We start from the raw sequence: 16,117 nt of genomic DNA on the forward strand, positions 1-16,117 counted from the left end.
GGACGCTTTATCACAGGGATTTATATGCTCAAATATCGCTTAACCCCCTTCGCACTCACATGCCTAGCCATCTGCAGCCTTTACCTTAGCGCCTGTAGCCAAATAGCCATTAACCTGCCGGCCATCGCCAATAGTCAGCAACAGCACCCCGGACAGGTGGTATGGCACGACCTACTCACCCACGACATGAGCGCAACCAAACAGTTTTATAGCGGCCTGTTTGGCTGGGAGTTCACCGAAGTACCCAACGCCTTTGGCGCCAGCCCCTACCAATTGATCTCCTTTGAGAACCAAATCATCGGCGGCGCCGTGGACACCAAGGATCTACAAAAGGGCCACGAGTTAAGCCAGTGGATAACGGTATTCTCCAGCGCCGACCTCAATGCCAGCATCCATCAGCTCACATCATTAGGCGGCACTATCGAAGGCGGACCTCAATCCGTGGGCGACAGAGGTAAACTTGCGGTGGTTAGAGATACTCAAGGTGCTGTCTTTGCCCTATTGCAAACGACCAAGGGAGACCCAGCTAAAACCCCTACAAAGGCGGGCTACTTTCTCTGGCAAGAGCTCTGGAACACCGATGGCGACGGCCAGTTTTACGCAACGCTTTTCAACGCCCAAGCGCAAACAAGCAAATTGAAAGACGCTCAGTTCACCTATTTCAGCGTGACCGAGCAACCAGCATTTTCGGTCACTCAATCCCCGATTGAGGGTTTAGCGCCAACATGGGTTACCTACATTCAGGTAGATGATGTCCAAGCGACGGTGACAAAGGCGCAAGCCCTTGGCGGCGCTATCGCTGTCGCGCCACAACGCAACCCCATCGGCGGCGAATTGGCCGTGATACTCGATCCCAGTGGCGCCGGTTTTATCGTACAGACTTGGCAGGCTAACCCTAACAAAGGCGCGAACAAATGAAACTAAGCATCAAAAAAGCGGTTTTTCTCGTCGGCATTGCTAGCGCCAGCCTAAGCCTTAGCGGCTGCGACAACGTCGCCGTGTATGGCAGCATGTCTGTCGGGAGCAGCTGGGGTTCTTACTATGGGCCCAACTATGGCCGTGGCTACGGCAGCCCACATATGGGTAGCAGCGTCACCATATCGGGTCGAATCCGCTAATAAACGCATCGAGCCCGCGCTGGCGGACGCAGTCACTGGCGTCCAACACCATATGCACCATTAAGCCAACACCTAGCCAACGAGTCTTAGGCAGTGCCGCTAGCAAGCCATATATAAACCATAGCGGCCAACGGTGCAGCGGGTGGTAATTAATACTGCAGCGTTCTGGGTCGTACAAAGGCGTTGCCAGCAGGTGGTCTATATCCACCAACATCGTCAACAGCATGACATAAAACGGCGTGCGCCAAGCCTTACCGCACACTAGACGTGCGAGCACAAACGGCACCAATAGATGCAAAACCAAATGTATAAAGCCAACGATGGTCACAAAATGCCCTTTATCACCTGCCAATTACCCAACAGTACTGCTACTTGTACAGGCTCAACATAAAAAAGATTGCAGAGTTGCGTTAAACTCTACCTATTAACGTATCAACCCTTGTGTTGTACGCGCCTTGCCATAGAATTCGCCAATTTGCGTTAGCTGTCGCCGGCCAACACACTGACCCACCCAACCCAGCTAAAACGAGGGCATCCACATCAACATGAACTGGTCTATCGATGATTCACGGGAACTATATAACATCACCCATTGGAGTGATGGCTACTTTGACGTAAATACGGCCGGTGAACTCATTGCCAAACCCGACCCAGATCAACCGACGCACCAAGTTAGCCTCATGGAGCTGGTCAATAAAGCTCGCGCCATGGGTATGACGGCGCCCCTACTGGTTCGCTTCAACGACATTTTGCACGACCGTGTCGACCGACTCTGTGGCGCCTTTAGCAAAGCTCGGGATAATCTTGGCTATACCGGCCAATACCGCGCAGTTTACCCAATCAAGGTCAACCAGCAGCACGATGTAGTCGAACAGCTTTTACTCCATGGTGGCCAAGAGCGCTTCGGTTTGGAAGCTGGTTCTAAACCCGAATTAATGGCCGTGATCGGTTTGGCTAAACCCAATTCCGTGATTGTGTGCAACGGCTACAAAGATCGCGAATATATTCGCACCGCGCTCATCGCCGAACACCTAGGCCACCAAGTGTATATCGTGGTGGAAAAGATGTCTGAAATGACATTGGTGCTCGAAGAAGCCGAAAAAATGGGGGTAGCCCCACGGGTTGGCGTGCGCGTGCGCCTCGCCTCTCAAGGCAAAGGCAAATGGCAAAGTAGCGGTGGCGAAAAATCCAAATTCGGTCTTTCACCCACCCAAATTCTCAGCATGGTAGAAACCCTGCGCGCACAAAATAAGTTGAGCGCATTACAACTCGTGCACTATCACTTGGGTTCGCAGCTCGCCAATATTCGCGACATCCAACACGCGCTGCGAGAAGCCGCCCGCTATTTTGCCGAGCTGCACAATTTAGGTGCGGCAATTAAGTGGGTCGATGTGGGCGGCGGTTTAGGCGTGGACTACGAGGGCACCACCAGCTCGCAATCAAGCTGCTCAACCAACTACTCAATGCAGGAATACGCCAATAAAGTTGTCAACGCGCTTTATGACATCTGCACTGAAATGGATATTGAGCACCCGAATATTATTTCTGAATCCGGTCGTGCCATGACCGCACACCACGCCGTGTTAATCACCGACGTCATTGGTGTGGAAGAAACCGTGGGCTATAAATTACCCGCACCCGTGGGTGAAAATGAGCCGGTTATTTTACAAGACCTCTGGCACGGTTTTAACAATATTTCACGACGCACGGCATTAGAAATCTATCACGATGCGGTTTACGCTATTGGCGAAGCACACAGCTTGTATGTGCATGGCGCACTGAATTTACAGGAGTGGGCCAGAGCCAGTGAGCTCTATGCTGCAAGTTGCGTTAAAGTGCGGGATATTCTGCAAAACAACCCAGGCGTGCACGCCGAAATTTTAGATGAACTAAACGAAAAATTAGCCGACAAAGTATTCTGCAATTTTTCGCTGTTCCAATCGCTGCCCGACGCTTGGGCGATAGGCCAAATATTTCCCGTACTACCGCTGCACTATTTAGATAGAAAGCCAGAGCGCCGCGCCATACTGCAAGATATTACCTGCGACTCAGACGGTAAAATAGATAAATACGTTGAAGGCGAAGGCATTGAACCCACTATGCCTATGCCGATTGTCGACGAGGATAAACCTCTCTATCTGGGTATGTTTATGGTAGGTGCCTATCAAGAAATTTTAGGTGATCTGCACAACCTATTTGGCGACACTCACTCGCTACACGTGGAGTTTAATGCCGATGGCAGCTATGAGATCTTGAATCCGTTGATGGGTGACACCGTGGCCGATATGCTTTCGTGTGTGGATTTCGACGTAGATCACCTGATCAAAACCTACCGCGACAAACTCGCCGCCAGCGATTTGCCTAAGGCCACCCAAGAAGGGTATTTAGCAGAGTTAGAGGCAGGTATGACCGGGTATTCTTACTTAGAAGAGTAAAGCGCTACTGGAACAAAACCGGCATGAAAAAAGGAGAGCAACGCTCTCCTTTTTATTGTTACAAATAACCTTATCCAGCTTACCTTTGCGACGCTTGTAGCTGCGCCAATAAGCGCTCGCCCCACACTTTAAATAAACCGGCAACGTTCGCCCGATCCGTATCAATGGACGCCTGCTGAAACTTTTCTCCCACCTGCTGATCGCCCGCAATGATGGCCAATAAATCACCAGTGGCGCCGTCAATCATTTCCACTTGCACGGTAATTTCACCGCTACCACGGGTCATTACTTTTTCATCTTTAGCAGCAAAAGGCGTGAGCGAGGTGATTTTGACTTCAACTTCCAAAATGCCAGGGCCGGTAAAAGGCACAACCTTAAAGCGTGCATCCTTTTCCACCTCAGTTTTAATGGCGTCGTGATACAACGCTTGCACCGCAGCGACATCACGCCCTTCTAAATTCCACACCTTAGGGCTTTTGTCTTCAGCCCACGCCGGTGGCACCACTTTTGCCTTAGATAAATCTAATGGATGTAAAACCACCTGTGTGTAGGCTGAAAAATCCACCCCAGGGCGAACATACTGCACATCCATGGGTTTTTGGGCAAAACTCAATTGCGCCGCCAGAGTCAAACCTATCGCACAGACAATCTTTATTGTTCGATGAATATGTAACATACCTGCTCCTATTTATTCGATCCTTTGAACCACCGAGTTTAGTCGAAGTTGGGTATTAATCGATCTAACAGGCAAAAAAAAGCCAAAGTACATTGCACTTTGGCTTTTTCGATCTAACAGATAACGTTATTTAGTGGTCGTGAATTCGTTACACACCATCACGTCGATATCTAAACCGCCGATAACCCGTTCTGCCGTATTACCGCGCAGTAAAGTACCGGTTGAACCCAACTGGTTCAGTGTTCCCATAATCACCAAATCGGCGTCAATGGCGCTGGCCACAGCCGCGACGACCTCAGCGGTATAACCTTGCTTCACATGGATACGATCGGCCGGCAGCCCCGTCTCATTTGCCAAGGCTCCGCGATCGGGATATAGCATCGAGTCTAAGTAACCGTTAACGAAATGCAACTCGGCGTCGTAGTTACCAGCAATATACTTAGCGCGCTGCACAATTTCGCGGTTCAACGCTTTCTGCTTGTCTTTATCGGCTTGGAAGTTAACCGCTGCCAACACAACCTTGCGCTTATCGTGCGCACCGGGTCGAATCAATACGACAGGGCACTTAGCTTGTTTGAGTACTTGCCACTTAGATTCCGCGAAGGTAAAACGGCGGCTATTTTTGGCATGCACAGGCAGATAAATCATTTCTGCACCACTGCGCTTAGATTCTTGAATAATCGAACCCTGCCAATCACTCGACCAGCAAACTTGGATTTCACATTCGAGGCCAGCCTCTTCTACGGGCTTGCGGATTTGATCGCGGAACCAATATTCATCGCGAAATAAATGATCGTTGGTGGCACGCGTATCTACCGCCTCACTATCAACGGCCACGAAGACAATTAACTTAGGGCTTGGGGAACGGAATTTCGACGTGATCAGCGCACGCTCTAGTGCGATATGACGGTCATTGTTGGGGTCTACGACCACGAATACTTTCTTTTCAGCTTGCATCATCAAACCTCTATTGCCATAAGCCCTAAGGCTTCCTTATGTTTATAATTGCGAATTTTCCAACCTGCGCTCCTAGCCGACAGGTCCCAGCCTAGAGTAGCCAATACCTTACCACAGCCCACCCCTGTCTTAGCTAATTTGTAGGCACTAGGTTAGCATTTCAAGTGCCGCGCTGACCTTGCGCCAAATCAGTTTTTACGTGATTTACGCACCAAATCATAGGCGCGCTGTACTTCTTGTGCTCGCTCGGTAGCCATTTTGACCATATCGTCTGGCACGCCCTGCCCCATCAGCTTATCGGGGTGATTTTCACTCATTAATTTGCGGTAGGCTTTTTTCACTTCCGCATCGGTCGCGGTTTTATCCACCCCCAAGGCGGCATAGGCAGTGCTGAGCTCGCTGCCACTCGGTGGCGCGGCATGCCCCCGAAACTGGTCTTGGGCACGCAACATGGCCAATAACTGATCAAAGGCAGCGCCTGCAAAGCCTAAGCCCGCCGCTATCTCGCGCAGCGCTTCGGCTTCTTTCGCATGCAATTCGCCATCGGCCATGGCTATGCCAATCAGGTACGTCAGCAACACGCGACGCAAGTCGGGAAAGGTCTGCGTGGCACTGTAAAAATCTTTTACTACCGAAGCCGGGGTAAAAATAGATTCTGTACCGACTTTAAATAAATTTATGGCTTGCGTGCGATGCTCCTCCGTCATGCCATATTTGGACATCAAATTTTCAGTGTGATCAATTTCCGCTTGTGAAATTCGGCCGTCGGCTTTCGCCATATGCCCGAGTAAGGGAAACAAGGTATTGATAAAGCGATGTTCCAACTCGCGCTTTTGCTCGGGGCTTAAACCCATACCGACTTGGCGCAAGCCTTTATCAAAAAAATGGCCGACAATGATCCCCAAAATCAGCCCTGGCACATTGAGGGTAAGGACACCGATGATGCCGCCTATTATTTTTCCAATCATGTTTTCCGTCCTAAAGGGCCTAAAGCGGCCGTAATACTTGAGTCCAATCACCAGATTGCGCAATCTTTAAAAACTCAGCGCCCAAGGACTCACTTTTATCCTTAGCCAAACGCCAGCGTCGTTGTCGCTCTGCATCATTGCCTTTAAAGCGTTGAAAATCTTTGCGATCTGGAATTTGCCCCGCAGCGAGTTGCGCCACATAAGCTTCCGTAGGCACCACCATAACGACATTATCCAGCGCTTGCGCCTTAGCGCGTCGCGACGGTAGATACTTGTCATACCAGCCGGGCAACAGCCAGCGGTAAAAGTGTGGGTAGAGAATCAAACCCGGCTCCGCCCAAAAATTGCTGGGCACTGGGTGATAATCGATCAAACCACCATCGCGATAAACACCGCTTGGGGCATCGACAATCGCCGTTTTTGCCGCCATTACATAGGGAATAGACCCAGAGGCAATCACCGCATCGCGCAAGTTTGCACGACTGAGCGTTTGCGTTTCTGTGGCAATCCCGTCGAGTGAGCGCACATCGGCTTGAGCCCGAGCATCGGAAAAGATAACCCGCTCGAACTGACCATTCAGCCCCGAGCGCCCCACTAAATTCCGCGCAAAGGCCGAGGCCATACCCCGCACTAGAGGCCAACCGGTATCGCTCGAAAGTGCGCCGTGGCAACGTGCCACACCACAGTGATAATGAAAACGATTTTGCGTTAGTAAGTCGTCAACTTGCGGTTGCTGGAGGTAGCGATCGAGAATAGCGATAAGCTCGCGATGCACGATCTCTTTTGTAATACCGTCTTCGTAACTCTGTGCAATATACCCATCAGCCAACTCATTAAGTGCCCAGCCGGGGTTAGATTGACCCGCTGCCGCAAGCTTCCAAGCGCCAATAGAGGTGCCGAGTAGGTGGATTGGCTTGTTAGCTTTAGGCAGCCAAGACTCAAATATCGCCCTGTCTAAGCCATAAATTGTTAACCATTTAGCCGCCCCGGAGGCACCAAACACCGTTGAGACCTGGTGCGGCTCTAAGCCATTTTTCAAGATATGTTGATAGGCTGTCGGCCCAGCCAATAGCTCAAATGAAGGAATCAGATTTACCATGAAGCCTTAATTACCCAATATTTCAAACGGGCGTAAGGTTACCTTTGGAGCACCACAGGTGCAAATAGAAGACTGAATAGCCGACCGGTAAAAACTAGAACTCGGCGCCACCAGGGCTCTCTAGCCAAACACTTAATTCAGATAAGGCCGTGGATGTGAGTAAATAGTGATTTGCCTGCACCGAGGTGCGCTTCTGAATCTCCGCAAAAAGTGCCGGCAAGTCTTCAAACAAGCGCGATTGCACAGCGCCTGCGGCGGCCACATAGCCCCACATCTGCATCAATGCGTCGCGTAAGCTATCTCGACTAGGCCGAATGCGAAGCTGCCCCATAACCTCCGCAGCCACCCAATCAAAATGATCTCTTCCCTTACCCGTCGCGACTTTTACACTGATAGCTCGGTAGGCGTCCATAGACCGTGCGGCTACCGAGTACTTATGGTGAGTCCAAAGTCCCTTAGTCGTTTGCGGTAAGGGAATGCGGCCAGAGACTCTGCCGGCCAACATTGCGAGCTCGCTCAACTGCACGCCCGGCGCCATCTGCTTGGGCCAAACGAGATTCAAGGGTGCTAATTGCGTGCTCTGTGCGTCCATGGGCACAGCCAAATCTCGGAGAGCACACTCAGCGTTGATCCACGCTTCGACGCAACGCAAGGCATTCAGGCAATGAGACCAGTGGCGCGCCTGCGCGGCACCTTCGCCGTCCTGCTTACCCCGGTTGGCCAACAACGAAATAACCCACTGGCGCTGCGCCAATAACTCTTCGTCATTCAGATAACCGGGCGATAGGTCCCACACTTGCATTGTTGTGCCTCGAAAGTAGCTGCTGAAGGCAATATCGTCCGGGAGGTTGCACACACAGCGACACTGTTGCCAGTGGAGCGGGTGAATTCAGCGCGATAAGTATCAATTCAAGGGTAAATTGTAGGGAGGTTCTGTGCACAAGAAAAGACCCTAGCGTCAGGCAGAGACGCCGGTACCAAAATCTAACCCTATACTAACCCGTTATCCTTCGCCAAAGTGCCCGTGTAATCATCCGCACTTTGGTTGGAAAAGGCATGCGCTGCAAATTTGTTGCGACTATGCCTTGGGTAAATCGGGTTTTTTTGGAGTAATCCACCTTCACATCTAACAAAACCGACACCCCCTTAGCTGCCAAGCTTAAGGCTTCGTCCAGCGCACTCTCGATAGATGCATTGCTCTCTAGGCGCAAATAGTGAACGCCTGTTGCATCTGCAATACCTTGCAAACGCACATCCCCGAGCACGGTACAGGTCTTTCGGTTGTACGGCACTTGCTGAGCTTGAGAAATTTGGCTGAGCTCACCGTCATTAAACACGGTAAAAACAGCGCCAATGTTCTGCGCGCTGGCAGTGAATAATTCCATTGCTGTCATAAGAAAGGCGCCATCGCCAATAATGCCCACGACTTGGGTATTGGGATTGGCTAGTTTAGTGCCAATCACCGCGGGCACCGCGTAACCCATACAGTTAAAATCGGTGGGCGAAATAAACCCCCGCGCGCGATAAATTGGCATCAACTCAGCGCTCAAAAACGTGTGGTTGCCATCATCGACAACAATAATGGCATCATCATCAATTTTCGCTCGCAAGGCGGCAAAGAATTTTGCTGGGTTAACCCGATCGGCCACATTATGAGCAAACCACTCGTCGCGATAGGCCTGTTTTTGTTGTGCAATCAGCGCCTTCACATCGTCTTGTCGAGCTTTCACGCTTTCTGCCGCCAGGGCCTTCGCCAACAGTGGCAGCAGCACCTTCGCATCGCCTTCAAGGCTGATTGCAGCAGGGTAGTTCACATCAAACACCTTGGCATTGATATCCAAGTGAATGAGATTTTTCGGCACTGTCACGCCGAAGCTTCCCGTGCCGATTTCCGCAAAGCGCGTACCAACGGCAAGCAAACAATCGCAATCTTTGAAGGCTTCGGTCGCCGCGGGTACTGCCGCTGGGCCAAAGCTCATCCCCGTATGCAGTGGATGGCTCGCCGGGAAGGCACTTAAGCCTTGCAAAGTTGTCGCCACTGGCGCGTTCAATTGTTCAGCAATAGCGATACTCGCTTGCGCGCAATCCACTGCTCCCCAACCTAAAAATAATCCGGGCTTTTTTGCTTGAGCTAATAATTTTGCGGCAGCTAAAATATCGCTTTCAGAGGCGCGGGGTTTAACGCTGGGCGCTTGATAAACAGGTAGCTGTTTTATCTCGCCGAGATCCATTTGAATGTTCACCGGCACCTCGACAAACACTGGGCCAGGCTCGCCAGAAATCGCCGTATTATAGGCATCGAACAGCGTATCAACCACTTGTGCATGATCCGTGATTTTGTAAGTCGCCTTGGTGATGGGCGCTAACATCTCGTGCTGATGCATATCGTGTAGCTGATAACCAAAATCGGAATTAGTTCTTACGCCGCCGCAAATAATCAGCATGGCAATACCATCTAAATGCGCTTCGCCTATGCCGCTGGCCGCATGGGTCGCACCTGCTGCTGGCACTATCACCAAGGTGCCCACACTGTTTGAGGTCCGACTCATAGCGTCAGCCATGAAAGCACCGCAACCTTCGTGGGTTACCAGAATGGGGTTGATCGTTTCCGACTGATCGAGCTGATCATAAATTTCGGTGTTGTGTACACCAGGAATACCAAAGGTATGTGAAATTTTTAGCTGTTCAAGCGCGTACCTAACTAACCATGCACCTGTTTTTTTCATTGTTTTCGCCTTGTTATAATATTGAATTGATATGCGCCGCCGCAGCGCGCGCCGTTAAAATACACCCGGCCAAAAATGTTCCTTCTAATGATCGCTTACCGCTGGCGCCACCGCCGCCAAAGCCAGCTGCCTCGCCAACAGCATAGACACCTGAAAGACATTCATGAGTAACTGTTTGTACGGCGCTGTTTAGATCGGTCTGAATACCACCCAGACTCTTTCTTGAAATCAACCGACAGCGAATAGCGATAAGTGGGCCGTGCTTAGGTAAACTGATAGGTGCTGGCTTTACCGTGCGCAATCTATCTGGCCGCCACTGGCGGGCATGTAAAACACGTCGAATTTGCTCGTCGTTCTGCAGCCTGGGCGCTCGAGACAATGCCCGATCGAAACCCGCTACCGATGCCTTAACAGCGTCGCCATCAACGGGAAGGTTTGGCGTTAGATCGCGCATTTTCTCAATCAACCCTTCCAAACTATCGGCCACGATAAAATCGGGGCACTCATCCAACATTCTCTGCACCAGCGCGTGATTGCCACGCAATAGCTGCCACAAAAATCGCACGCACTTATGATCCCGAATGGCGCCATTATGCTCGGCGCCAGACACAGCCAATTCGTGTGCGGCTATGTGCCAATTTAAAACTTGCCAAGTCTGTGGAAAGCGACTGACTTGATTACACAGATCATGGGTATCAAACCCTGTCACTAAAGGTGAGGGGCCAATTCGTCGACCGGTATGATCAAGCCACAAGGCAGACTTGCACGGAATTAGACTTAAACCATGGCCATCAAATTCTGGCTTTGGATGACTCACGCCCGCCGCATAATTCCACATATCGCTTTGGTGGGTAATACAAGCGCCAAGCGCGGCGAGCTGCTCATGTAACCGACCATCGGCAAAAGGATGGGCGCCGCTTAATAAGTTCTCTTGCGCGGCAGTTGACCTGGCTTCGGGCCAATGCTTAATAACGTTTTCAATGCTGCCATTTATTCCCCCGCTCGCCACCACAATTATTTCCGCTTCAATCTCAAAGGCATCATCGGTGAGCAAGTTGATGCCGCTGCAAGCATGAACAGATCCACCACGGGTATGAAGCGCATCTACTCTGTGCTCCTGAAGAAAACTGACAAACTGAGAATATTCACTCAACTTTGCCAAAATGGTCTGCACCAACCCTAAGCCGGTTCCCCATAAAACATGGTAGCGTGGCAAGCTGTTGCCAACACCATATTGCCCGCGCTCAACCCAATTAACCGCAGGCATAAAGGACATGCCTAGGGCTTGTAACCAATCGTAAACCTGAGTCCGGCAATTTTCCGTATAAGCTTTTGCCCACGCCTTAGGCCATACTTCATCAGGCTCAAACTCCGCAAAACCACACCAGTCGTCGTACGCAATAGCGGGAGTATCTGGCACCCCCATGCGCTTTTGTTCGCGCGTGCCTACCAGCGCCATGCCACCAAAGGCCGTGCGCGCCAAACCGCCAACACGTTTGGCGCTTTCCCTATCTACAACAAGCACTTGCTTACCTGCGCGCGCCAATTCCAACGCCGTCACTAAACCGGCAATGCCAGCACCAATGACCACCACCTGAGTTTGGTATTGCATAATCTTGATCTCGCGTACAATGATCCGATTATGTCTATAGTTAACCTTATCCGAGATAGTAAAATTTCACTAATGACAGTAATTGATAAGTTAATAGCCCGTATCTACCGCGCCACCGCCGATGTTCCAGCCGCGAAATTTCGTACTTGGGCATTGGAAACCGTGCGCTCCGAGTTGCCTTTTGACGCAGCTATTTGGGCAACGGGCCACCACTCAACGCTAAAATTTCACACCAAAACTTGTCTCGATGTGGATGCCAATATCCTCGATGACCTGCTCACCTCTAGAGAGATGAACCCTATCGGTCATTATTTTTTTGTCGATAAAATGCAGGCGGGTGAAAACATAGATTTATCGGGTTTGAACTCGCGCTTTGGTCAAGCCGTGACTATGGCTGAATTGGTTAGCGACGACGTTTTTTATACCTCGCCACTTTATACAAGGTGCTTTAAACCGAGATCCATTGAGCGCATATTAAGCTCATTGCACTTACACGAGCGCAGCGGAACATTTTCCTTGTTGAGTCTGTATCGGTTCGATCGCGATCATCCGTTCTCTGACGCTGAAAAGGCATTACAACAACGATTACTTTTCCACCTGTTAGAAAGCGAACGCCACGCTTTTTATCTGCGCCTACAATCACTCCAACCGCAACCCGGCGAGTGCTTCGCATTGACCGACTCGGAAGGAGTTTACTATCAAGTGGATCATGCTTTTTTAGACTTGATTCAACACTATTGCCCTCGCGCACAATCGCAACAGCTGCCCAAGCAATTGCTAAGGTCGGAGGATAAAATTGAAGGTCTAACCACCAAACGGGTACGCGAGGGAGAGTTGTGGGTCATTAGCGCTCGCCCCACCCATCGCTTAGATCAACTGACCGATCGAGAATGGCAAGTGGTAGATGGCGTTCGCTCGGGTAAATCCTTCAAGACAATTGCCAAAGAACTGGAGCTATCGGCATCCACAGTGTCCAACCATTTATACCGCATCTACCGAAAACTCGGTATTAATCATCGCAACGAATTATTGCAGCTGTGCGCCGATCGGACATAAAAAAACGGCGCCAACAGGCGCCGTCTGATAAGCCATAACAGGTCATTAAAACGCTAACAAATACGCATCGTATTCCATGCGCGTTACCGTGTGACGGAACTCATCCAACTCTTGACGTTTGGCCGCCAAGTAAGAACGTTGAAACACTTCACCCAAATGCGTACGCACAAACTGCGAGCGTTCGAAGGCATTGAGCGAATCGGGCCAATACACGGGCAGAGAAGACTGAGCTTGGCTGTATGCGTCGCCTTCCATTGCCGCTGTTGGCTGCAACTTCTTGGTTAAACCCTCGTAAGCACCGGCTAAAATGGATGCCAACACCAAATAAGGGTTGGCATCAGCGCCGCTTACGCGGTGTTCAATACGCGTGGCTGCAAAGTCATCGGAGGGAATACGCAAAGCCACTGTGCGATTTTCGTAACCCCAAGTCGGCGCCATCGGGGCATAAGAACCCGGCTGGAATCGGCGATAAGAGTTAAAGTTAGGCGCATAAATGGCCATGGTTTCTACCATGGTCGATTGCACACCGGCAATCGCATGCAACAAAGCTTCACTACCTTCTTCTGTTTCGTTGTTAAATATATTGTGGCCCGCTTCATCCAAAATACTGAAGTGAACGTGCATGCCATTGCCCGCCATATCGCCGAAGGGCTTGGCCATGAACGAGGCGTTAAGATCGTGGCGACGGGCAACGCTCTTAATTACGCGCTTCAACATCATGGCGTGATCAGCGGCGCTACAGGGGTCATCTTCGTGATGAAGGTTGATCTCGTATTGGGCCGGGGCGAATTCCTTAACCAAGGTGTCTACTGGCACGCCTAGGGTTTCACAGGCTTCACGCATTTCATGGAACGCTTCTTCGTACTCTTGCATCAAATCTAAGCTGTAGGGTTGGCCGCCAATCGGATAATCAGCATTCGCATCACAACCCGCATGTACAGGGCGACCCGCAGAATCGCGCTTTTCTTCCAGCAAATAAAACTCTAATTCAATAGCCACAACAGGCGTTAAGCCGATGGCTTTAAATTTTGCCACAATGCTATCTAACACCACCCGTGGATCGCCGATGAAGGGCTGCTCATCGAGATCGGCCATGTGCACGAACATTTGCCCCATGGGGCGATCGGTCCAAGGCACTCGGCTCAAACTTGACGCCACAGGAATACAAATACCGTCGGCATCGCCATCATCGAAAGCAACACCCGGAGCGTCGCGCCCCCAAATGTCAAAATTCAAGGTGGTAACAGGCAGTTTTAAACCACCTTTAAAGGCCTTCAACAAGTTATCGCGGGGCAACCATTTTCCGCGCAATACACCGTTAATATCGGGCAGCAACACTTCGATGGTTTCTACATCGGGATTTGCTTCTAAAAATTGTTTAGCTAGCTCTAAATCTTTAACACTGCTTGGGCCAAGCATGACCATCTCCATCACGCGCATTCCAAAAAAGGGGCGCTGTTTAAGGGTTTTAACTTACATCGTAGAATTTAGTCGTTATCGCCGACAAAGGCACTTTATTTCAATTAAAAGGCATAGTTAAAATCTGTTCTCCTCAGTCTGGCTGCTGGCGGCCAAAATATCCACGTAGCGGATCTTGTTCAGGCGCCGCATCGAAGCAGCCAAGGGAACTGATAAACAGAGAAAACACCTCCGATTGCGAGCTCACATCGAGCTTTTGATAAATGTTCTTTCTATGCCGACGCAGGGTCTCTGTGGAAATACCCAGCTTATCCGCGGCAAAGCGGGTGGAATAACCACTTAACATCAAGCCTAGGACATCCTGCTCGCGCGCCGTCAACACGGACTTGCCAAACAGCGCAACGGCTTGCTTTACGCCCGCTTCTATACCGGGGTTGGCACTTTGTAATTGTAAGCTGTGTTGCCGAATCAACTGCACGACCATGGGCGAGCAAGCGCTCAGCAGCTCCAGCTCTGCGGCGCTAAAGCGCCGGCTTTGACGGGCTCGCATCAGGCACAGGTGCACATTGGTTTTTGCGTCGATCTGGGCAATGAATACGACCTCGTCACAGACGTCTAAACCATCGTGAAAAGGTTGACGGTTGTCATCCACGGCCACGCGCCAATGACTAAAGCCGGTGTTTAATTCACCGGTATGACTTAGCTGATAAAAGGGGTCATTGTGGTAGAGACCAGCTTGGTAGTCTTCCACATGTTGCTTGCGCTGGGCGCCCGTGAGGCGATGGAACAGCACACTCGGCTCTGGACTGTCTTCTGTATAGCGCCAAACTTGAGGGTAATCGACAGGTAAGGTCGCCGACAGCGCATCGACCAATGCCGCATAAAAATCGGATTTGCCAAGATAGGCTACCGCTGTAGATATTTCGCGATTCCAGACTTCCAGAGCCTGCGTATGCAACGTCATGATTAAACTGAGCCGCAGCCCATGCCTCTAATTGTGCTATCTGCTGCCCGATTAAACGAATAATAATTCGATTTAACGCGATAAAAATGGCCGCAAAAGGCTAATGTTGGGCCAGCTTGCCACATTGCTGTGGTAAATGCCCGTTAATTGCGATTGAGTGCCTTCTAGGAGAGCACCGATTGATCCAAATAATATGACAATTTAAATCAACACATCAAAAATAATGTGATCACAAAATCAAAGTATGGGATAATCTAACCTTGCCCAACTGCAAAGTCAAACACAGACATGCTGCAAACCCCAACAGAATTCAAAACCCAACAAGAGCGCGTCTACTTTCAACTGCGCGAAGCCATTTTATGCGGCCGTTTTGTCCCCGGTAGAGACGTCACGCTACGCGGCTTAGCCGAAATGCTCGATGTCAGCCCTATGCCCATACGCGAAGCGCTGCGCAGATTAACGGCCGAAAACGCTCTGGCATTGAAAGACAACCGTCGGGTGACTGTGCCGCACATGACAGCGACGCGGCTAGAACAAATTGTCGAGGCCCGAGTGGCCCTCGAAACTCAAGCGGCCATGCGTGCCCTACCCCATATTGACGCAACTCAGCTCGAGGCGCTTAAAAAGCTCGACGACAGCGTCACCCAGGCCATCGAGATACAAGATGCCGAAGCCTATATTCGCACCAATCTCGAGTTCCACTGCCAGCTCTACAGCCACGGCCCGAATGAGGTGATCATGCCGTTGATTGAGAGTTTGTGGCTGCAAAGTGCGCCATTCATGCGGCTTGTGCTAAACCGAATAGGCTTAGGCTACATCACTGATCGGCATGTTCAAGCCACAGACGCCATTGCTAATCGCGATACTTTGGCACTAAAACTGGCCATCGCCAGCGACATTCGCGAGGGCATAGGCGCCTTGGGGCAAGAGGAATTAGAGGCCGCTATCGCGGCAGGCCAAGCGGCGCAACCCTAGAATTTGACGTAATAATCCAAGGGCGGTGTGAATTTAACCTTTTGAGGGTGTTGCATTGCCCCCTAATAATGTGATCACATTATCACCTGAATATTTACCGAGTGTTTCCGTT

15 protein-coding genes are annotated in these 16,117 nt (G+C 50.7%); 5 read left to right on the forward strand and 10 right to left on the reverse strand.

What is annotated here, in order from left to right; translation table 11 throughout:
* Positions 1-24: 24 nt before the first annotated feature.
* Both ACGHTT_RS13805 and ACGHTT_RS13810 read left to right on the forward strand, forming a co-directional pair.
* Positions 25-918: a VOC family protein gene (locus tag ACGHTT_RS13805; protein ID WP_390591362.1), complete on the forward strand. Its 894-nt coding sequence runs from the start codon at positions 25-27 to the stop codon at positions 916-918.
* Positions 915-1,118 carry a hypothetical protein gene (locus tag ACGHTT_RS13810; protein WP_390591364.1) on the forward strand — a complete coding sequence of 68 codons (204 nt, stop codon included), beginning with the start codon at positions 915-917 and terminating at the stop codon, positions 1,116-1,118. The genes ACGHTT_RS13805 and ACGHTT_RS13810 overlap by 4 nt, the downstream gene beginning before the upstream one ends.
* On the opposite strand, the gene ACGHTT_RS13815 is transcribed toward ACGHTT_RS13810, so the two are convergent.
* Complete coding sequence (locus tag ACGHTT_RS13815) at positions 1,093-1,446, reverse strand: DUF6122 family protein (protein ID WP_390591365.1); 354 nt, start codon at positions 1,444-1,446, stop codon at positions 1,093-1,095. The two genes, ACGHTT_RS13810 and ACGHTT_RS13815, sit on opposite strands and share 26 nt — an antisense overlap.
* Before the next feature lie 217 nt (positions 1,447-1,663).
* Between ACGHTT_RS13815 and speA the strand changes: the two genes are divergently transcribed.
* Complete coding sequence (gene speA / locus ACGHTT_RS13820; protein WP_390591366.1) at positions 1,664-3,553, forward strand: biosynthetic arginine decarboxylase; 1,890 nt, start codon at positions 1,664-1,666, stop codon at positions 3,551-3,553.
* 79 nt (positions 3,554-3,632) lie between these two features.
* Here the strand turns inward: speA and ACGHTT_RS13825 are convergent, their stop codons facing one another.
* From ACGHTT_RS13825 to ACGHTT_RS13855, 7 genes are all read right to left on the reverse strand, one after another.
* Positions 3,633-4,229 (reverse strand): DUF3313 family protein, encoded by a 597-nt coding sequence (locus ACGHTT_RS13825; protein WP_390591367.1) that lies wholly within the window; start codon positions 4,227-4,229, stop codon positions 3,633-3,635.
* 126 nt (positions 4,230-4,355) lie between these two features.
* Entirely contained in the window at positions 4,356-5,186 is an 831-nt protein-coding gene (locus tag ACGHTT_RS13830; RefSeq protein WP_390595057.1) for a universal stress protein, read from the reverse strand.
* 188 nt (positions 5,187-5,374) lie between these two features.
* Positions 5,375-6,154, reverse strand: a complete 780-nt coding sequence (djlA, locus tag ACGHTT_RS13835) for a co-chaperone DjlA (RefSeq protein ID WP_390591369.1) — start codon at positions 6,152-6,154, stop codon at positions 5,375-5,377.
* A 19-nt stretch (positions 6,155-6,173) separates the two neighbouring features.
* On the reverse strand, positions 6,174-7,253 hold the full coding sequence (locus ACGHTT_RS13840; RefSeq protein ID WP_390591370.1) for a hypothetical protein: 1,080 nt from the start codon (positions 7,251-7,253) through the stop codon (positions 6,174-6,176).
* A 94-nt stretch (positions 7,254-7,347) separates the two neighbouring features.
* Positions 7,348-8,055: a hypothetical protein gene (locus ACGHTT_RS13845; protein WP_390591371.1), complete on the reverse strand. Its 708-nt coding sequence runs from the start codon at positions 8,053-8,055 to the stop codon at positions 7,348-7,350.
* A gap of 193 nt (positions 8,056-8,248) precedes the next feature.
* A complete protein-coding gene (locus ACGHTT_RS13850; protein ID WP_390591373.1) occupies positions 8,249-9,979 on the reverse strand; it encodes a thiamine pyrophosphate-binding protein in 1,731 nt (576 codons plus the stop codon).
* A 13-nt stretch (positions 9,980-9,992) separates the two neighbouring features.
* Complete coding sequence (locus ACGHTT_RS13855) at positions 9,993-11,591, reverse strand: FAD-dependent oxidoreductase (protein WP_390591374.1); 1,599 nt, start codon at positions 11,589-11,591, stop codon at positions 9,993-9,995.
* A 30-nt stretch (positions 11,592-11,621) separates the two neighbouring features.
* On the opposite strand from ACGHTT_RS13855, the gene ACGHTT_RS13860 reads away from it, so the two are divergent.
* Positions 11,622-12,647 (forward strand): response regulator transcription factor, encoded by a 1,026-nt coding sequence (locus ACGHTT_RS13860; protein WP_390591376.1) that lies wholly within the window; start codon positions 11,622-11,624, stop codon positions 12,645-12,647.
* Between the two features lie 45 nt (positions 12,648-12,692).
* Here the strand turns inward: ACGHTT_RS13860 and ACGHTT_RS13865 are convergent, their stop codons facing one another.
* Both ACGHTT_RS13865 and ACGHTT_RS13870 read right to left on the reverse strand, forming a co-directional pair.
* Positions 12,693-14,066: a glutamine synthetase family protein gene (locus ACGHTT_RS13865; RefSeq protein ID WP_390591377.1), complete on the reverse strand. Its 1,374-nt coding sequence runs from the start codon at positions 14,064-14,066 to the stop codon at positions 12,693-12,695.
* Positions 14,067-14,199: 133 nt separating this feature from the next.
* The gene (locus ACGHTT_RS13870; RefSeq protein WP_390591378.1) at positions 14,200-15,030 is read right to left on the reverse strand and encodes a helix-turn-helix transcriptional regulator; all 831 of its coding nucleotides are present in this window, start codon (positions 15,028-15,030) and stop codon (positions 14,200-14,202) included.
* 288 nt (positions 15,031-15,318) lie between these two features.
* On the opposite strand from ACGHTT_RS13870, the gene ACGHTT_RS13875 reads away from it, so the two are divergent.
* The gene (locus ACGHTT_RS13875) at positions 15,319-16,005 is read left to right on the forward strand and encodes a GntR family transcriptional regulator (protein WP_390591379.1); all 687 of its coding nucleotides are present in this window, start codon (positions 15,319-15,321) and stop codon (positions 16,003-16,005) included.
* Positions 16,006-16,117: the final 112 nt, after the last annotated feature.

Source organism: Simiduia litorea (genome assembly GCF_042853465.1).
In the GTDB taxonomy this organism is placed as follows: Bacteria; Pseudomonadota; Gammaproteobacteria; order Pseudomonadales; family Cellvibrionaceae; genus Simiduia; species Simiduia litorea.